Origin of the sequence: Roseococcus microcysteis, from assembly GCF_014764365.1 — a bacterium.
Lineage (GTDB): Bacteria > Pseudomonadota > Alphaproteobacteria > Acetobacterales > Acetobacteraceae > Roseococcus > Roseococcus microcysteis.
In genome coordinates this window covers 1,589,083-1,604,371 of record NZ_CP061718.1, presented here as the reverse complement: position 1 = coordinate 1,604,371, position 15,289 = coordinate 1,589,083, and the positions used below count along the sequence as shown (strand labels likewise).

23 protein-coding genes are annotated in these 15,289 nt (G+C 72.1%); 11 read left to right on the top strand and 12 right to left on the bottom strand.

All coding sequences use genetic code 11. From position 1 onward, the window contains the following. Position 1: 1 nt before the first annotated feature. From dnaN to ICW72_RS07600, 11 genes are all read right to left on the bottom strand, one after another. Positions 2 to 1,144 carry a DNA polymerase III subunit beta gene (gene dnaN, locus ICW72_RS07650; RefSeq protein ID WP_191085657.1) on the bottom strand — a complete coding sequence of 381 codons (1,143 nt, stop codon included), beginning with the start codon at positions 1,142 to 1,144 and terminating at the stop codon, positions 2 to 4. Next, entirely contained in the window at positions 1,137 to 1,340 is a 204-nt protein-coding gene (locus tag ICW72_RS07645) for a TraR/DksA family transcriptional regulator (protein ID WP_191085656.1), read from the bottom strand. Before ICW72_RS07645 ends, dnaN begins: the two co-directional genes overlap by 8 nt. Next, on the bottom strand, positions 1,330 to 1,539 hold the full coding sequence (locus ICW72_RS07640) for a hypothetical protein (RefSeq protein WP_191085655.1): 210 nt from the start codon (positions 1,537 to 1,539) through the stop codon (positions 1,330 to 1,332). Before ICW72_RS07640 ends, ICW72_RS07645 begins: the two co-directional genes overlap by 11 nt. Continuing rightward, on the bottom strand, positions 1,539 to 1,769 hold the full coding sequence (locus tag ICW72_RS07635) for a hypothetical protein (RefSeq protein WP_191085654.1): 231 nt from the start codon (positions 1,767 to 1,769) through the stop codon (positions 1,539 to 1,541). The genes ICW72_RS07640 and ICW72_RS07635 overlap by 1 nt, the downstream gene beginning before the upstream one ends. Next, entirely contained in the window at positions 1,769 to 3,304 is a 1,536-nt protein-coding gene (locus ICW72_RS07630) for a hypothetical protein (RefSeq protein ID WP_191085653.1), read from the bottom strand. Before ICW72_RS07630 ends, ICW72_RS07635 begins: the two co-directional genes overlap by 1 nt. 91 nt (positions 3,305 to 3,395) lie before the next feature. Further along, positions 3,396 to 3,893, bottom strand: a complete 498-nt coding sequence (locus tag ICW72_RS07625) for a hypothetical protein (protein WP_191085652.1) — start codon at positions 3,891 to 3,893, stop codon at positions 3,396 to 3,398. Then, positions 3,890 to 4,228, bottom strand: a complete 339-nt coding sequence (locus ICW72_RS07620; RefSeq protein WP_191085651.1) for a hypothetical protein — start codon at positions 4,226 to 4,228, stop codon at positions 3,890 to 3,892. The genes ICW72_RS07625 and ICW72_RS07620 overlap by 4 nt, the downstream gene beginning before the upstream one ends. Beyond that, complete coding sequence (locus ICW72_RS07615; protein ID WP_191085650.1) at positions 4,225 to 4,470, bottom strand: hypothetical protein; 246 nt, start codon at positions 4,468 to 4,470, stop codon at positions 4,225 to 4,227. Before ICW72_RS07615 ends, ICW72_RS07620 begins: the two co-directional genes overlap by 4 nt. Beyond that, positions 4,467 to 4,622, bottom strand: coding sequence for a hypothetical protein (locus ICW72_RS07610; RefSeq protein ID WP_191085649.1), 156 nt, complete (start codon positions 4,620 to 4,622; stop codon positions 4,467 to 4,469). The genes ICW72_RS07615 and ICW72_RS07610 overlap by 4 nt, the downstream gene beginning before the upstream one ends. Then, the gene (locus tag ICW72_RS07605) at positions 4,615 to 5,013 is read right to left on the bottom strand and encodes a hypothetical protein (protein ID WP_191085648.1); all 399 of its coding nucleotides are present in this window, start codon (positions 5,011 to 5,013) and stop codon (positions 4,615 to 4,617) included. Before ICW72_RS07605 ends, ICW72_RS07610 begins: the two co-directional genes overlap by 8 nt. 105 nt (positions 5,014 to 5,118) lie before the next feature. Continuing rightward, complete coding sequence (locus ICW72_RS07600) at positions 5,119 to 5,838, bottom strand: helix-turn-helix domain-containing protein (RefSeq protein ID WP_191085647.1); 720 nt, start codon at positions 5,836 to 5,838, stop codon at positions 5,119 to 5,121. A gap of 83 nt (positions 5,839 to 5,921) precedes the next feature. On the opposite strand from ICW72_RS07600, the gene ICW72_RS07595 reads away from it, so the two are divergent. After that, on the top strand, positions 5,922 to 6,149 hold the full coding sequence (locus ICW72_RS07595) for a helix-turn-helix domain-containing protein (protein ID WP_191085646.1): 228 nt from the start codon (positions 5,922 to 5,924) through the stop codon (positions 6,147 to 6,149). A 5-nt stretch (positions 6,150 to 6,154) separates the two neighbouring features. Here the strand turns inward: ICW72_RS07595 and ICW72_RS07590 are convergent, their stop codons facing one another. Next, positions 6,155 to 6,982 carry a hypothetical protein gene (locus ICW72_RS07590; protein ID WP_191085645.1) on the bottom strand — a complete coding sequence of 276 codons (828 nt, stop codon included), beginning with the start codon at positions 6,980 to 6,982 and terminating at the stop codon, positions 6,155 to 6,157. A 45-nt stretch (positions 6,983 to 7,027) separates the two neighbouring features. On the opposite strand from ICW72_RS07590, the gene ICW72_RS07585 reads away from it, so the two are divergent. The 10 genes from ICW72_RS07585 (at position 7,028) to ICW72_RS07540 (ending at position 15,288) form a co-directional block, all read left to right on the top strand. Beyond that, on the top strand, positions 7,028 to 7,348 hold the full coding sequence (locus tag ICW72_RS07585) for a hypothetical protein (RefSeq protein WP_191085644.1): 321 nt from the start codon (positions 7,028 to 7,030) through the stop codon (positions 7,346 to 7,348). A 197-nt stretch (positions 7,349 to 7,545) separates the two neighbouring features. Continuing rightward, positions 7,546 to 7,860, top strand: coding sequence for a hypothetical protein (locus ICW72_RS07580; RefSeq protein ID WP_191085643.1), 315 nt, complete (start codon positions 7,546 to 7,548; stop codon positions 7,858 to 7,860). A 69-nt stretch (positions 7,861 to 7,929) separates the two neighbouring features. Beyond that, the gene (locus tag ICW72_RS07575; protein WP_191085642.1) at positions 7,930 to 8,562 is read left to right on the top strand and encodes a GcrA family cell cycle regulator; all 633 of its coding nucleotides are present in this window, start codon (positions 7,930 to 7,932) and stop codon (positions 8,560 to 8,562) included. Between the two features lie 91 nt (positions 8,563 to 8,653). Continuing rightward, the gene (locus tag ICW72_RS07570; protein WP_191085641.1) at positions 8,654 to 8,932 is read left to right on the top strand and encodes a hypothetical protein; all 279 of its coding nucleotides are present in this window, start codon (positions 8,654 to 8,656) and stop codon (positions 8,930 to 8,932) included. 221 nt (positions 8,933 to 9,153) lie between these two features. Next, on the top strand, positions 9,154 to 9,420 hold the full coding sequence (locus ICW72_RS07565) for a DUF2312 domain-containing protein (protein WP_191086175.1): 267 nt from the start codon (positions 9,154 to 9,156) through the stop codon (positions 9,418 to 9,420). Continuing rightward, on the top strand, positions 9,420 to 10,910 hold the full coding sequence (locus tag ICW72_RS07560; protein WP_191085640.1) for a DnaB-like helicase C-terminal domain-containing protein: 1,491 nt from the start codon (positions 9,420 to 9,422) through the stop codon (positions 10,908 to 10,910). The genes ICW72_RS07565 and ICW72_RS07560 overlap by 1 nt, the downstream gene beginning before the upstream one ends. A gap of 49 nt (positions 10,911 to 10,959) precedes the next feature. After that, positions 10,960 to 11,805, top strand: coding sequence for a hypothetical protein (locus ICW72_RS07555; RefSeq protein ID WP_191085639.1), 846 nt, complete (start codon positions 10,960 to 10,962; stop codon positions 11,803 to 11,805). 17 nt (positions 11,806 to 11,822) lie between these two features. After that, positions 11,823 to 12,440 (top strand): hypothetical protein, encoded by a 618-nt coding sequence (locus tag ICW72_RS07550; protein WP_191085638.1) that lies wholly within the window; start codon positions 11,823 to 11,825, stop codon positions 12,438 to 12,440. Positions 12,441 to 12,797: 357 nt separating this feature from the next. Beyond that, positions 12,798 to 13,331 carry a hypothetical protein gene (locus ICW72_RS07545; RefSeq protein WP_191085637.1) on the top strand — a complete coding sequence of 178 codons (534 nt, stop codon included), beginning with the start codon at positions 12,798 to 12,800 and terminating at the stop codon, positions 13,329 to 13,331. Then, entirely contained in the window at positions 13,309 to 15,288 is a 1,980-nt protein-coding gene (locus tag ICW72_RS07540; RefSeq protein WP_191085636.1) for a phage terminase large subunit family protein, read from the top strand. Before ICW72_RS07545 ends, ICW72_RS07540 begins: the two co-directional genes overlap by 23 nt. Position 15,289 lies beyond the last annotated feature (1 nt).

Genomic DNA, 15,289 nt, shown 5'->3' with positions numbered 1-15,289 from the left:
CCTAAACCCGCATCGGCATCAGGACGGCCAGGCCCTCCGCGCCCTCCACGCGGATGGGGCTGCTGCCGTCCTGCACGCGCATCCGGAAGCCCGTGCGGAAGGTCGCGCACAGATCCTGCATGTAGCGGGCCTGCACGCCGAAGGTGTGGTGCGGCCGGTTGCTGGCCCAGGCCGCCGTCTCGGCCGGGACGGTGGTCGAGACCTCGCCCTCCTCGGCGCTGCGGCCGGTCAGGCGCACGCTGTTCCCATCCCCGTTGGAGAAGGCGATGGGCCGGCTGCGCTCCAGGCTCAGCGCCGTGGCCAGGGTGATGGCGCGGGAGAGGGCGGCGGCATCCTTCACCTCCACCGGCGTGCCATCGCCCGTGGGAATCACCCGCCCGTAGTCCGGGAAGGTCCCGTCGATCACCTTGCTGCGCAGCGTCCAGGCCCGGCCGGGGGTGATCTCGATGGTGGTGTCGCTCTGCCGCACCGTCAGCGGGTGGTTGTCCGGCAGGCGGGGCAGCAGCGTCAGCAGATGGGCCAGGGTGGCGCGCGGGATGATCTGGGCGGGCATGGTGCCCTCCAGCCCCTCGGGCATGTCCGTGTGCGCCACCATCATCCGGTGCCCATCTGTCGCGGCGGCGCGGAGCTGGCGCTGGCCCTCGGCCTCGGCGGGGTGGAGGTAGATGCCGCGGAGGTAGTACCGCGTCTCCTCCGTGCTGATGGCGTGGAAGGGGCGGCGCAGCAAGGTGCGCAGCGCGCCGGCCTGGATGGTCCAGGATGCGGTGGGCGTCCACTCGCCGCCGGTCGGCATGTCCTCCGGCGGCATGGTGAAGAGCTTGGCGCGGGTGGCGCCGGCCGAAAGCTCCAGCTGGCCGGCCTGGGCGATGGAGAGTTCCACCGTCTCCTCCGGCGGCAGGATGGCCAGCATGGTCAGCAGCGGGCCGGGGGCCACGGTGACGGCCGGCAGGTCGCCGCTGCCTTCGGCGGTGGTGGTGAAGTGCACCTCCATGTCCGTCGCGCGCATGGTCAGCCCGCCCGCCTCGGCCCGCAGCAGGACGTGGGAGAGGATGGGGATGGTGTTGCGCCGGGAGATGATGCGCGGGGTGAAGGCCAGCGCCTGGCGCAGCGCGCCGGCCTGGATGGCGAAGGGGGTGTCAGGCATTGCGGTTCTCCAGGGCGGATTGGCAGCGGATGCAGCGCGTGGCCGAGGGCAGGGCCTGGCGGCGCAGCTCGGGGATGGGTTCCTCGCAGTCCTCGCAGAGCAGGCGGCCGGGCTGAGGGCGCGGGCGGTGGGCCTCGATGGTGCGGGCGAGCCACACGGATTCACGGTCGGCGGCGAGGTCGGCTTCATCGGGCATGGGCGTCGTCCTTCGCGGAGTGCTCGCCGCACCATTGGAGGGCGGAGACGCGCGGCCATTCCGCGCGAGGCTCGATCCGGTCCATGGCCAGCGCCATGACCATCTGTGGCGGGAAGCGATGGCAGAAGCCGTCCGATCCGCGCGGGAGGCCGTTGGGCGGCTTGCTCCACCAGCGGCAGGTTTCGCAGGTGGCGGGCATCAGACCCCCTCCGGCACGCTGACGAAGGCATGGCCGATGGCCGCCTTCCCGCCAATGAGCATGATGGGCGCCTCGCTCTCGTCCAGAACGACATGGCCTTGGTCGTGCAGCGCGCGCAGCTTGACCAGGGCCTCGTGGTTCATGACCGGCGCCTTGCCCGGCGTGCGGTAGAGGTCGGTGCCGTAGGCGTTCCGGATGGCGCCCTGGACGCGGGGAATGTCGATCGCCATCACGCCGCCCTCCCTTCCTGGCGCTTCTCGCCGCACCACCGCTGCCACCAATCCAGGCGGCCACCGAACTCCTCGTGCATGGCCTTGGCGCCCTGGCCGGCGCGGAGCATGGCCAGGGCCTCGGCCTCGGCCTCCTCCGTCAGGCGGTAGGGGTTGGTGCTGGCCCAGGGGCTGAGCGTCGCGGCCACGGGGGCGACGGCGGCGGCGATCCAGGGCGTGGTGGCCTTGAGGCTGCGCGGCGCCGGGGGCGCAACCTTTGAGGGCGGCTGAATGGTTGCTGGGGTGGCAACCTTCACGTCCGGCTTGATGGTTGGCGCTTCGGGCGGCGCTTCCTTGCCGGGTTCGACCATCTTGCGCGCGTCCGCAAAATGGTCGGGCTTGGGTTCCAGCGCGGCGGCGGTGCCGTACTCAGCTTGGGCCAGGTCCTCGGCCACCTGCTCGGGCGCCTGGGCGGTTGCGGTGGCGATGGCGATGGGCGTGGCCTCCGGCCGCAGCATTGCCGCGCGATGGCCCGCGAAGCGCGGCGCGATGCGGGGCCGCACCAAGCCCAGGACGCGGGCCTTGTAGGACATGCTGTCCACGCTCGCGATCGGGTTGCCGGGCATGGCGTTGATGCGCCCGCGCAAGTCCTCCAGCGTCGGCGCCGTCGCATACTCCGCGCGCAGCAGCGCCAAGCGTTCCGGCGTCCAGTCAGCCGCGCCGGAGGCGACGGCCAACAGGCGCATCTGTTCGGCCCGCGCCGCCGTACGTTCGGCCTCCGACATGTCGGGGGTGATGGCCGGGCCGGGCATGAGGGTTGTGACGCCCAGCACACGCAGCCGCTTGCGCATGCTGTCCGCTGTGGCGATGCGCGGGCCGGGCAGACGATTCAGGGCCTCCCACAGGGCCCGGGTGGTCATGCGCGGCCCATGCTCGCGCGCGAAGGTCTTGCGTTCCTCGGTCCAGACGGAGCCATAGGTGCGGGCGTTCGGGTCGGGCTCGATCTCGCGGCGGTTGGCCGGCGCCGCGGGCGTGGCCTCGGCCACCGCATCCGCGAGGCCGTCCTGGGTTTCCTCGGCGCGCTGGGCGGCGTCGTCGGCCTGGTAGCGCAGCCAATCGAGGCGGGTGCGGATGGCGGCGCGGCTGTCCAGGCGCGGGCCGGGGAGGGCGTTCACCACCTCCAGCAACAGCACGTCATCCTGCGTGGTGGCGCCCCACTCCAGCAGGGCGGCGTCGCGCTCCGGCGTCCAGGGCCATTCGGCCTGTTGCGGGGAGAGGAGTGCCGGGGCGGGATTGGAAGCCTGCCACGCGCGCAGCTCGGCCTCGGCCTCGGGCGTCAGGGCGCCGCGCACCACGGCCGGCGTGGGCAGGGGCCGCCGCAGTTTCAGCAGGCCGGGCATCATCGCCGCGCGCTCCTCCAGCACCACGCGCAGGGCGGGGGCGTGGGCGATGGCGGGTTGAGGCGCCACGCGGTCCAGCAGGTCCAGCACGTCCTTCAGGCAGGCCGCGTAGCCGTCGAAGGATTCGGCGGGGAGGGTGAGGAGGCGGGGGGTCATGGCAGCAACACCGCCTCGGCCATGGCCATGAGCCAGAGCCAGCCGTAGATGGCGGCGGCGAAGGCCGTGCCGCCCAGGATGTCGCGCAGGGTCATGGGGGCAGCTCCTCCGCGAGGGCGAGGACGATGGACAGCAGGTCGGCGTAGGCGTCCGTGCGGCCGAAAGTCGCGACACCGGCGATTGAGCGCCGAAGCGCCGCGGCCTCGCGCAGGGATTGGAGCTGGCCACGCGGCAGGCGCAGCGCCTCCAGCAACTCCTGCACCTGCGCCGCGCTGGGGTAGGCGCGGCCGTCATCGGGCGGCGTCAGGTGCACCCACAGATGCGAGGCCGGCGGCGTGCCGAGCGTGTCCTCCACGCTGCGCGCCGGGGCCTCGGGCAGGGGCGTGGCGCTGTAGAGGGGGGCGAGGGCGCGCAGGGCCTCGGCCACCTCGCGGGCCTCCTCGCGCGCGTTCGCGCCCTCGGGCGAGGCGTCGTGCGGGTGCTGGATTTCGTCCAGCGCATCCGCCAGCAGCAGGCAGGCATCGCTGGTCAGGCCCGGCTGGCGCAGCGCCGCGCGCACCAGGTCATGGAAGCTGGCGGGCGCGTTCATGGCACCGCCCTCCCGCACCGCAGCTTCGGCACCTTGCCCCACCACAGCAGCGACTGGCGCCGATGGTGGGCGGCGGTGTCGGCATCGCCACGGGCCAGCGCGCGCCAGGCCTCCGCCCGGTGCTGCGCGTGCTGCGTGCGTGCCTCCATCGCGGCATCCTGGGCCGCCGCCTGGCTGTAGCAGGCCCGGAACAGGCCGATGGCCTGCTGGTAGGCCAGGGCGCGCGCATCCCACTGCGCGGCGCGCTTCCGCCGGTAGGGCTGGCGGTCCCGGAACCACAGTGCGGCGGCGTTCGCGGCCACCGCCAGGGCATCCACGGTCTGCTGCGCGTTCATGCCGGCACCTGCGCGGCCAGGGCGGCGCGGAGCGCGGCGGCCTGGAACGGGTCCAGCTCCAGCGCGTTGCGGTGGCCCTCGATGGTGATGATGAGGCCGCCGGCCTCCACCTGCGTGAATTCGACGATGCGCTTGTCGCGCGTCACGGCGCGGGCAATCGGCCCATAGACCTGCGCGGGCGGGATGAGCCAGCCGGGCGCGGTGGGGACCGGCGCGGCCTCGGGCGCGGGGGTGTCGGTCATGGCGTGGGGGCCTTCTGCTGCCCGGCCGCGCTGGCGGCGAGGGCGGCGTTGAGCAGGGAGAGGCCGTGGCGCGTCCAGGCCTCGCGCGCGGTCTCGGGGGTGTTGGGCGCGTCGTTGGCCGCGGTGGGCGCGCCGGGCAGCGCGTCAGCCATCGGTGCGGGCCTCCGGCGCGGTCCAGGGCATGAGGGTGCGGCTGTCGAAGCGGCGCAGGACGGCGTCGCCATCCCGCCCCAGCGTGATGCACAGGGCATCGCAGCGGTGCGCCATCTCGGTCGCCTCGAAGGCCCGGCTGGCGTCCGTCCCGGCGTTGGGGTCCAGCTCCACCAGCAGCATGGGCAGGCCGGCGCTGGGTTCCGTCCGGCATTCCCAGCCGGGCTTCATCGCCACCAGGTCTCCGGGCGCGAGGTCGTGGCGCTGCATCAGCGCCGCGTAGCGCTCACGCAGGGTCGCGGCGGCGGCCTCGGGCTGGGGCTTGGCGGGGGCATCGCCGTCGCTGCTCAGGCGCAGCAGGGCGGCGATGCCGGGGGTGTTGGGGTGCATCATGTGCCTCCAGGTTGCGAAGGCATCATGTGCTTAGTGCATATGCTTAGTCAAGGCATATGCGTAAGTGTGCGAGACGAAGTTGCGGTAGGCGCTTTGGCGGTGCGCCTATCCCAGCAGCTCCGCCCATTCCAGGATGCGATACCGGTCCATGATCTGAAGGGCACCCAGGTCCAGGAAGGCACGTGGGCCGTGCAGATACCAGCCTTCACGCCGCCGCTGCGCGATGAAGGCGAGGGAGGGGTCATTGGGGCGCGCCGGATCGATGCATTCAACCAGCGCGTGATTCATCAGGGCAATCGGCCGGTTTGGGTCGAGGTAGATGGCCTCGCCCGCCATGCGCCAGGGCTCCATGCTTTCATCGGGCATACGGATGCAGGCGAGGCGGGCGATGGCGGCCCCGCCTGGCGGGCGCTTCGCGTGGTCCAGCGCCGCATGGTTGACGTGGAAAAAGCCCGGCCGGTGCGTCTGCACCGCGCCCCAGATCGGCACGTCATTCGGGCCGGATGGCGCGGGCGGCAACTGGCCAAGGCCGGTGATCATGGGTGCGGCCGAGTAGCGGCGGCGGCCCGGTTCGACGCTATCGAGCACATGCTTGGGTATCTCCACCCCGTAGGCGCGAGACAACTTCTCCAGCGTGGCCTGAGTCAACTTACCATTTTGTGCGGGGTTCATCGCCCGCGTGAGGGTGCTGGTGGCGATGCCGGCGCGCCGGGCGAGGTTGGATAGCTCCTGCTGCTTGTCGTGGGCGAGGCGCAGCACCCATTCTCGGGCGGCGTCCTGCCCCAGCATGGTCAGCGCGGGGGTGGGGGTGCGGGTGGTGGACATGCGCCGCAGGCTGCCCGCATGGCATATGCTTAGTGAGCGGTAAGCGCTTGCGCTTAGTGCTATGCTATGCATATGCTTAGGGTATGGACCACGTTGCCGCCATCGCCGAAATCGAGCGACGCCTTGTTGAGCGAGGTGTTTCCGTCTCTTCCGTGTGTCGGGAGGCGGGGCTCGATCGCGCCACCTGGCACCGATGGAAGCATGAGGGTGTCAAGCCCCGGCTGGGCAAGTGGGAGCAGGTGCAGGCGGTGGTGGCGCGGGTGTTGGAGACGCCCGCGGAGCCCCCCGCATCGGCGCCGGAGGCCGCGTGATGGCATCACGGTTCCCCGGTGCGGACATGCAGGGCCTCGACCCACTCGGCCAGCGCCTTGCCTTCCAGGGCCTCGCCGCTATCGGTCTCGATGCCGAGCAGGTGGCGCACGCCCGTGCCTTGCGGGTCCAGGAAGTACCAAGTTTCTTCGCCGTTCCCGCGAAGGGGCCGGGCCAGAATCCCGGCCGCGCCGCGGTCCATGTGCATGTAGGCCAGGACCAGGGCGTGGGTGGTCCGTTCCTGGCCCTTGCCGCCGGCCGTGCGCCAGCGCAGGCGAACGCGCGGTTGCTCATCCTCCGCGAGGTCAATGGCGTTCTCATCGGCGCGGTCCAGCGCGCGCGCGCCCTCGAAGCGGCGGTCCTGGGCGGTGGCGTGGCCGGGGCCGGAGAGGAGGCGAAGCAGGCCGCGAATGGCCGCCGGTTCCGTCAACTGGTCGCCCGTCGAGACCTCGAACAGGCTGATGATGCGCGACACGGCGAAGGTCCGTTCCTCCTTTCGCAGATGGCACCAGCCGCGAATGGCGTAGGGCCAGGGCGCGCCGTCCACCATGCGGGCCTGCACCTCATGCAGCGTGAAGAGGCGGTTGGTCTCCTCGCCATTCGCGTCGCGGTAGTGCAGCCCGAACTTGGGGCCTGTGCCCGGGCCGGTGAGGGGCGCGGCCGGCGCGGCCGGCGGGGTTGGCGGCGTTGCGGCTGGGGCCGGTGCGCGGTTGGCCGGTGGGGCGGCGGCGGGGCGTCGTGTCGTGCGCGGCGGCGCATCGCGCGTGCGGCGCATCAGGATCAGCAGCGCGCCACCGCCCAGGCCGAGCAGCGCCAGAAGCGTCAGCGGTTCCATGTCCACCACTGATCCGGGAAAGCGATGATGCCCGACAGCTCCAACATGTTCCCTCCGCCGCAGGATTGGCACGCAGCGCCCGAGATCGTGCTGCGGCATGAGGGGGCCGTCCATAAAATCCATGTGGGGTGCCACCCGTGCGGTTCTCGCCTGCTGCACATCACGAAGGATGGCGCCAGCGTGTTCACGGCCGTGCTTCCGGCCGGCGCCGCCGCCGTGCTGGGCGGCCTGCTGGCCGGTGAAGCCGGTGATGCCCAGGAGGCGCGAAATCAGGCCTGGGCTGTCGAGTTGGAGAATGCCGACATCCTCGCCCGCGCCGAAGCGGAGCGCATCGCGGCCCTGCCGCGCGCGAAGGGTGAAGACTGAATGCCCCGCCGCCGCGCCACCCGCCGCCGCGTGCCGCGCCACTGCGCGCGCACCATGCGGGCCCTGGTGGCGCATGCCATGGACCAGGTCGTGAAGAAGATGGCGCGGAGGGTTCCCGCCCCCCGCGCCATCCGGCCGCCTTTCGTCAGCCCCTCTGGTGATCCGCTGCATGGGTCCCAGGATGGAGGTTCGCGCCCATGAGCGCATGGAAATTCTATTCCGCACCTGAGGTTGAGGACGTGGTGGCCTTCGCCGTGCGCGTCTTCGGCCGGAAGGCGGGCTACGGCCTGGCCGCCGATGCCCTCGGCATCGCGGAGCGCACCGCCCGCGGCATCGCCTATGGCGAGGCGAAAGGCGCCTCGGTCCCGGAGGAGCGCATCCATGCCGCCCTTTCCACTCTGCGGCGCGCCCGCGCCGCCCAACTGCGCGCCGAACTGGCGGCGCTGGAGGTCCACTTTGCGACGAGTGAAAGCCTGGAAGTGGTTGGGAGGGGTCTTCGTGGCGCTCGGTGACGGGTTCCACTGGCTCGGCGAACGCTGCCGCGAGCGCGCCAGCCGCGGCTGGCGGCGGAGGTGGTGGCGATGACGGACTGGACGCCGGAGATGGTGGCCAAGCTGCGCGAGCTGTTGAGCGACGGCTACAGCACCACCGAGATCGCCCGCCGCATGGGGCTCACGAAGGGCCAGGTCACGGGCAAGGCGCACCGGCTGCGTCTGACGGACCAGGGGATGCCCGTCCCGCGCGGCGGGCAGAAGCGGGGCGCGGCAGCGGTGGCCGAGGCCGCTGCGCGTGCCGCGGCGCCGCGCGTGGTGCTGCCCAAGGCGCAGTCGGTGGGCAAGTCGGAACAGGTGGTGGCCCATGCGGCCGCGCTGGCGGCCGGCCTGGGCGCGGCGCGTTCCATGGCCGCCACACCCGCCATCGCCCGCACCGTGCAGGAGCTGGCCGCCAAGGTCCGCGCCTCCGCCATGCCGCGCGTGGCGCCGATGCGCGCCGGCGAGGGCTGCCGCTATCCGCTCTGGGGTGAGGAACGCCGCCCGGCCCTGCGCCGCTTCTGCGACCAGCCCCGCCGCACCGGGCGCGATGGCGTGCCGAACAGCGCCTATTGCCCGGCCTGCCACGCGCTGACGCATGTGGCGCCCAGTCAGCAGCGGCTGGAGGACAAGCGGCTGCAATGGTCCGTGGCCTCGGCCTTCGCGCGGGCGGCGGGCCGATGATCGCGCTCGGCCTCCTCCTCGCCGTCACGGGTGCCGCCTTCGTGGCCCTCATCATCGCCCATGGCCGCGCGGCGGCGGAGGAGATGCGCCGATGACCTGCCCCACCGCCACCAACGCGCAGCACGCGGCCGATGTGGAGCGTGCGCGCCAGTCCGTCCTGGCCGCGCTGGCGCCCCTGCTGACGCGCCACGGCACCGCCGCCACCGTCGCCGCCACCGCCCATGTGCTGGGTGAGATGATCGGCTTCGCCAAGGTCCATGGCCAGCTGGGCGGCACCGTCGCGGAGCAGCTGGCCCATGTGCAGACCATGGTGGGGCTGGGGCTGCGCCAGGCCAGCGCCGCCCTCCACGCGCCGGAGGGGCGGGCGTGATGCGCGCCCGTGCCAGGGTCAGCCCTGACCAGCGTGCCCGCGCGGACAGGGCCGCGCTCCGCGAGGCGGAGCGAATCACGCCCATCTCGGCGTCGTTCCGGATCATCGGCACGGGCAGCCTTGCGGAAGAGGTCCGCGACGCCGTCCAGAAGATCCACGGCGCCGCCGCGCGCGAGGCCGCGACAGGCCAGCCCCAATCCGACCTGGAGGAGTTCACCGGCGTGGCCCCCGAACAGCAGCAACGCGAGGCCGAGGCCGCGCCCATCTCGGCCGAACGCCTGCGCTCCATCGTGGAGCGCGTCGAGCGGTTGGAGGAGGAGCGCAAGGCCCTCGCCGCCGACATCAAGGACATCTACTCCGAGGCGAAGTCGGCGGGCTTCGAGCCCAAGGTGCTGCGCCGCCTGATCCGTGAGCGCAAGCGCGAGCCGGCGGAGCTGGAGGAGGAGGAAACCCTCCTCGAACTCTACAAGCGCGCGCTGGGCATGTGATGGACGGCGCCCACTCCCTGCTGCGCCACCCCGAGGCCGTGCGCCTGCCGCCCGCCAACCTGGAGGCGGAGCAGGCCTGCCTGGGCGCCATCCTGGCGAACAACAAGGCGTATGATCGCGTGGCGGATTTCCTGCGCGCGGACCACTTCGCGGACCCCGTCCACGCCCGCATCTACGCCGCCATGCGCGCCCGTATCGAGGCCGGGCAGCTGGCCGATGCGGTGACCCTGCGGAATGTCTTCGAGCATTCGGGCGCGCTGGATGACGCGGGCGGCCCGGCCTACCTGGCGCAGCTGCTCTCCGCCATGGTGGGCATCATCAACGCCGGGGAATACGGCCGGCTGATCCATGATTGCTGGCTGCGCCGCCAGATCATCGAGCGCGCCCAGGACGCCATGGAGCTGGCCTATGGCACGGCGGAGCCCGAGCTGGCCGCCGCCGAAATCCGCGACCGGGCCGATGCCTCCTTCGCCGCCCTGGCCCAGGACGGCGCGCCGGGTGCGGTCCAGGACATGGCCACCGTCGCCGGGCAGGCGGCGAACAGCATGGCCGCCGCCATCGCGCGCGGGGGTGGGCTGGCGGGCGTCTCCACCGGCCTCGCGGGGCTGGACCGCATGACGGGCGGGCTGCGCGGCGGGCAGCTGGTGGTGGTCGGCGCCCGCGCCTCCATGGGCAAGACGGCGCTGGGCGCGCGCATCGCCATGGGCGCGGCGGAGGCCGGCGCGCGCGTGCTGTTCGTGACCATCGAAATGGTGGCCGAAAGCATCGTGGCGCGGATGATGGCGGGGCGCCTCGGCTACCCGTTGAACGCCGTGCTGCGCGGCCTCGGCCTGGACAGCCTCGGCGAGCCCCGGCCGCTGACCACGGACTCGCCCGATCTGCGCCTGGTGGGGGAGGAGGCGCGGCGCATGGCGGCCCTGCCGCTGACCTGGCTGCACCACGGCGCCCCCACCACGGCCATGGTGCGCGGCCATGCGCGCGGCCTGCAGCGCCGCGGCGGGCTCGATCTGGTGGTGGTGGACTATCTGGGCCTGCTGCGCCCCGCCGAGCGCGTGCGCGACGGCAACCGCGTGCAGGAAATCGGCCTCGTCACGCGGGAGCTGAAGGCCATGGCGGTGGATTTGGCGCTGCCCGTGCTGGCGCTGGCGCAGCTCTCCCGCGCCGTGGAGAACCGGGAGGACCAGCGGCCCCGCCTGTCCGACCTGCGCGATTCCGGCGAGATCGAACAGCACGCCGACATCGTGGGGCTGCTCTACCGCGAGCACTACTACCTGAAGCGCGCCAAGCCCGCCCGCAAGCCGCGCGAGAAGGAAGAGGATTTCCTGGAGCGCGTGCACCAGTGGCAGGAGCGCCTGCGCGTGACCGAGGGGCGCGCGGAACTCGACATCGCGAAGCAGCGGCAGGGCCCCGTGGGGCCGGTGCGCCTGCGCTTCCATGACGTGAGCGCCTGGTTCGACGACGACGGCCGGCCGCCGCCGGATGGGGATTGAGCCCGGCCCCGATCCCCGCCCCAGAAACCTAGAAAACCGGAAACGAACCATGTCCAGCCGCTGCCTCTGCGCCCGCCTCGAAGCCCTGCTGATGGGGCTGCCCCTGTTCATGGTCGCGCCGGCCGGTGCGAAGTGGCTCATGCTTCAGCTCGTGAAGCGCATGGCCGCGCCGGAGGCGGGCGGGGTCATTCCCTTCTCGGATGCGCCCCGGCTTTCGCTTCTGGTTTCCGTCGCGGTTTCCGAGGTGGAAACCTATCTCGGAAACCTGCTGGAAACCGGGTTGCTGGTGCGGGACGCGGCGGGCGCGCTCTCCTGCCCCGCCCTGGAAGGGCTGCTGGCCCGCACCTCCCGCGCGGCGGAAAACGGCCGGAAAGGCGGGCGACCGCGCAAGGGCGAGACGCCGGAGGAGGCCATGCGGCGGCGCCAGGGCAACCTCCTGCTGCCCGTCGAGGGGAAACCCACGAAACCAAAGCCGGAAAGCTCGCACGCGTCTGATTCAATCAAGGAAGTATCTTCTCAATCAGACGCGCGCGAGGTTTACGCCCTGACGGAGGAGCTGGCCTCCATCGCGGGCATGGACCCGGCGCGGGGCGGCTACAACGGCTCGCTGATCCGCATGTGGCTGGCGCGGGGCGCCACGCCGGACCTGCTGCGGGAGGTGGTGACCCGGGTGCGAGGCCGCAGCCAGGCCACCATCACCAGCTTCGCCTACTTCACCAAGGCGGTGGAGGAGGCCCTGGCCGAGCCCCGGCCCTCGCCCGCGGCTTCGACCAGCGACACGCCGGAGGGCCAGGCCTACCTGCGCGCCCTCGATCGCTGGCTGGAGAACGGGCATGACGCCGGCCGCTTCCCCACCCTGGCGGAGTGGCGGGCGCGGCAGGCGGTGGCCGCGTGATGGCCGGGGTGCGGCGCATGGTCCGCCCCCTCCGCCAGCCCATCCCCATGGACCGGCTGCTGGTCTGGACCTACCGCGACCAGCGGGCCGATGTGGTGATCGGGCGCGGCGTCGGCCTGCACGGGCTGGAGGCGGCGGCCGATGGCGTGGAGGTCCACGGAAGCAGCTCCTGCGGCTGCGCGGCCGTGGCCCGCATCGCGGAGCTGGGGGTGCGGGTGGACCGCCTGGGCCATGATCGCGGCGACCTCCACCCCGATGCCGAGCTGGTGCATCGGGCCGTGATGGAGCTGGGCGGGAAGGTGGCGGGGTTGCCGGTGGCGCACCTGGTCATCCGCTGCGCCTCCCGCGGCGAGGTGCCGGACGCCATGGTGGGCGAGGTGCCGCAGGCGCGGCCCTACATCCACGAGGCGAATGGGACGGTGAAGGTGACGTGGCTGGACAAGGGGCGGGACTACGGGTTCTGCCCCATCTCGTGGTCGCCCTCCTGGGCCGAGATCGATGCGGCGCGCGAGGAATACCGGGTGTGGTGGAGCGCGGTGCGCGCCCTGGCCTTCGCCCTGGCCGGTGATGGGCGGCTGACGCGCTGGCACCCCCTGCTGCCCGAGGCGCGGGCCGAACCGTGGATTGGGGCTTGACCTCCGATCAGCATCTTGACTAGATGGGGCAGCGATAGTTGCGCCCGAAGCCGGAAGGCCTCGGGCGTTTCGCGTTTCTGGCGCCGCTTTCACCCGCCAGCCGTGCCCGCCTGGCGTATCTCCCTGTCCAGCGGCGTTCGCCGTCAACGCCTTCGGCGCCAGAGCGCATCGAAGCGGGGCGATGTATGGGAGCGGGCACCAATTTTCGCGCTTTCCGTGCCGGTTTCGGTTGACATGCGCCCGGCGCTGGACAAAGGGCCGAGCCATGCGCGCGGGTCCCTCCGGCGCTGGGGCGTATGAGGGCGGCGAAAGCCCGGGACCGCGCTAGTCGGGTGGTCATGAAATGAGGTTACGGTCATGACGGGCGTAACGGGTGAAGGTGACGGGGTTACCTTCCAGGCCTACGCCGACATGATCGGCAAATCTCGGCCCTATGTGTCCAAGCTGGTGGCGCAGGGCGTGATCCGGCCTGCGTCCATGACGGCGGATCGCAAGATCATCCCGCACTTGGCGGACGCGGATCGGGCGGCGTCGGCAGACCCGGCCCGTGCGAAGCCTGGTGGGGCTGGGCAGGGCCTGCTGCCGGCCAGTGAGGATGCGACCTTCAACGCCCAGCGCACCCGCAAGATGGCGGCCGATGCCGAGCGGGCGGAAATCGAACTGCGCGCCCGCAAGGGGGAGCTGATCGAGCGGTCGCAGATCCAGCAGGTGTGGGCGCCGCTGCTCCGCCAGCTGCGCGATGATCTGACCGCTGTGCCGCGCGACGTGATCACGGACCCCGTCGAGGTGGCGGATTGCGAAACCGCCCTGGCCGCCGCGCTGGAGGCGTTCTGCGCCCGCCTGGAGGCCGGCGCTTCGGAGAGCAACCATGGAGGTGATGCCGCCGCCTGACGACGGCGCTGACTATCTGCGCGGCCTCTTTGCGGAGGCCATGCGCCCCGACCCCCGCCGGAGCGTTGCGGAGTGGGCCCAGGCCGAGCGCATCGTGGCGGAGGGTGCGAGCCAGGGCCGCTGGCGCAACGAGCGCGCGCCCTACCTGGTCGAGATCATGGAGGCGTGCTCGCTGCACAACCCGACGCGGCGCGTGTCGCTGCTGGGGTCCGCGCAGCTGGGGAAGACGCAGGTGGGTCTGAACCTGTTGGGGCAGATCCTGTGCGAGACGCCCGCACAGGCATTGGTGCTGCTGCCCAGCCTAAACAGCCTGCGGATGTACAACCGCGACAAGCTGGACAAGATGATCCAGGCTACGCCGAAACTGCAGCGCGCCGTGGCGGATGTGACGGAGCGCAGCGCCCAGGCCTCGACCAACGCGGTGAAGATTGGCGCCAAGGGCGCGCAGGTGGAGCTGGTGACGGCCTCGTCCTCGCGCGACCTCCAGTCGCGCACCGCCCGCGTTCTCGTGAACGAAGAGATCTCGGAATACGAGGCCGATGTGGGCGGCCGAGGCGACCCGGTGGACCAGGCGCTGGCGCGGACGATCCAGTGGCGCAAGCGCGGCGAGAAGGTGGTGGACATCTCCACCCCAGCGGTGAAGGGCAAGTGCCGCATCACCAAGCTGTTCGAGACAGGCTCGGGCGGCATCTTCATGGTGCCTTGTCCGCATTGTGACCACCCGCAGGAATTGAGAATCGCCAACCTGCACTGGACGCCGGGTCAGCCCGACACGGCGGCCTATGCGTGCGAGAAGTGCGGATCACTGATCGAGGAGCGGGCGAAGGGCAGGATGCTGGCCAGGGGCGTCTGGGTGCACGCGCGTCCGGCGCTGCGCAGCCGCCATGCCAGCTACCGCATCAATACCCTCTACAGCCCCTTCACCCCATGGTCGGATGTGGCGAAGGAGTACGAGAAGGCCGAGGGCGACCCGACCAAGGCCAAGGCCTTCGTGCAGCAATGGCTGGGCGAGGCCTGGGACGAAACGCAGGACCTGCCGAAGGCGGAAGTGCTGCTGACGCGGCGCGACCGCTGGCCGCCAGGCCGCGTGCCGCCGCCCGTGCTGTTCCTGATGGGCGCGACGGACGTGCAATCGGATCGCCTGGAATGGGCGGTCTGGGGGTTCGACCGCGACTTCGGCCAGTGGCTGATTGACAAGGGCGTGCTGGAAGGGGACCCGACGCGCCCCGAGGTGTGGAAGCTGCACGACCAGCTGCTGCGACGGCATTGGCTGGATGGCTGGGGCAAGCCACGGAAGCCCGCCGTGTGGGGCGTGGATTCGGGCTACCTGTCCACGCACGTCTATGCCTATGCCCGCCGCCACGCGGCGGATGTGGAGCCGGAGGTGCGGGCGCTGGACGGGCGGCCGAAGTGGCGGCTGCCCGCCATCGGCACGCCCTCCACGCGCGACGTGGACTGGAACGGCCAGAAGATCGGCCAGGTGCGGCTGTGGCCGGTGGGCACCTGGGACATGAAGAGCGAGCTGGCCACGGCGCTGCGCCTGACGGAGCAGGGGCCCGGCCCGGAAGGCTGGCCGCCTGGCGCGCTGCGCTTCAACGAGATGGCGGATCGGGACTGGCTGGAGCAGCTGCTGGCGGAGCAGTGCCGCGAGAACCCCCGCACGGGCGAACGCTTCTGGGTGAAGGTCAACCCGCGCAACGAGGCGTGGGACCTGGCCGTCTACACGCGCGCCCTGGCCCGCCAGGCAAGCGAGCGGCTGACGCCGGAGGACTGGGCGCGGCTGGCCGCGCGGGTGCTGGGCGAGGGCGAGCCCGACCAGGGCGACATGGGGGCGCTGTGGGCGCCGGGGCTGGGCCGCGAGGCCACGCCCCCGCAGCTGCCCGCGGCGATGGCCCAGCGCGCCGTGCAGGCGGGCGTGGGCAGGGGCGTGTCCGGCATGGGCCGGCGCGTCGGTTGAA

Coding starts and splice junctions, on each gene's coding strand:
- ICW72_RS07610 (WP_191085649.1), bottom strand. CDS start 4,622: ATGGCTGACGCGCTGCCCGGCGCGCCCACCGCGGCCAACGACGCGCCC.
- dnaN (WP_191085657.1), bottom strand. CDS start 1,144: ATGCCTGACACCCCCTTCGCCATCCAGGCCGGCGCGCTGCGCCAGGCG.
- ICW72_RS07625 (WP_191085652.1), bottom strand. CDS start 3,893: ATGAACGCGCCCGCCAGCTTCCATGACCTGGTGCGCGCGGCGCTGCGC.
- ICW72_RS07570 (WP_191085641.1), top strand. CDS start 8,654: ATGACCTGCCCCACCGCCACCAACGCGCAGCACGCGGCCGATGTGGAG.
- ICW72_RS07550 (WP_191085638.1), top strand. CDS start 11,823: ATGGTCCGCCCCCTCCGCCAGCCCATCCCCATGGACCGGCTGCTGGTC.
- ICW72_RS07590 (WP_191085645.1), bottom strand. CDS start 6,982: ATGGAACCGCTGACGCTTCTGGCGCTGCTCGGCCTGGGCGGTGGCGCG.
- ICW72_RS07540 (WP_191085636.1), top strand. CDS start 13,309: ATGGAGGTGATGCCGCCGCCTGACGACGGCGCTGACTATCTGCGCGGC.
- ICW72_RS07585 (WP_191085644.1), top strand. CDS start 7,028: ATGTTCCCTCCGCCGCAGGATTGGCACGCAGCGCCCGAGATCGTGCTG.
- ICW72_RS07635 (WP_191085654.1), bottom strand. CDS start 1,769: ATGGCGATCGACATTCCCCGCGTCCAGGGCGCCATCCGGAACGCCTAC.
- ICW72_RS07615 (WP_191085650.1), bottom strand. CDS start 4,470: ATGACCGACACCCCCGCGCCCGAGGCCGCGCCGGTCCCCACCGCGCCC.
- ICW72_RS07575 (WP_191085642.1), top strand. CDS start 7,930: ATGACGGACTGGACGCCGGAGATGGTGGCCAAGCTGCGCGAGCTGTTG.
- ICW72_RS07560 (WP_191085640.1), top strand. CDS start 9,420: ATGGACGGCGCCCACTCCCTGCTGCGCCACCCCGAGGCCGTGCGCCTG.
- ICW72_RS07595 (WP_191085646.1), top strand. CDS start 5,922: ATGGACCACGTTGCCGCCATCGCCGAAATCGAGCGACGCCTTGTTGAG.
- ICW72_RS07645 (WP_191085656.1), bottom strand. CDS start 1,340: ATGCCCGATGAAGCCGACCTCGCCGCCGACCGTGAATCCGTGTGGCTC.
- ICW72_RS07605 (WP_191085648.1), bottom strand. CDS start 5,013: ATGATGCACCCCAACACCCCCGGCATCGCCGCCCTGCTGCGCCTGAGC.
- ICW72_RS07580 (WP_191085643.1), top strand. CDS start 7,546: ATGAGCGCATGGAAATTCTATTCCGCACCTGAGGTTGAGGACGTGGTG.
- ICW72_RS07630 (WP_191085653.1), bottom strand. CDS start 3,304: ATGACCCCCCGCCTCCTCACCCTCCCCGCCGAATCCTTCGACGGCTAC.
- ICW72_RS07640 (WP_191085655.1), bottom strand. CDS start 1,539: ATGCCCGCCACCTGCGAAACCTGCCGCTGGTGGAGCAAGCCGCCCAAC.
- ICW72_RS07545 (WP_191085637.1), top strand. CDS start 12,798: ATGACGGGCGTAACGGGTGAAGGTGACGGGGTTACCTTCCAGGCCTAC.
- ICW72_RS07600 (WP_191085647.1), bottom strand. CDS start 5,838: ATGTCCACCACCCGCACCCCCACCCCCGCGCTGACCATGCTGGGGCAG.
- ICW72_RS07620 (WP_191085651.1), bottom strand. CDS start 4,228: ATGAACGCGCAGCAGACCGTGGATGCCCTGGCGGTGGCCGCGAACGCC.
- ICW72_RS07555 (WP_191085639.1), top strand. CDS start 10,960: ATGTCCAGCCGCTGCCTCTGCGCCCGCCTCGAAGCCCTGCTGATGGGG.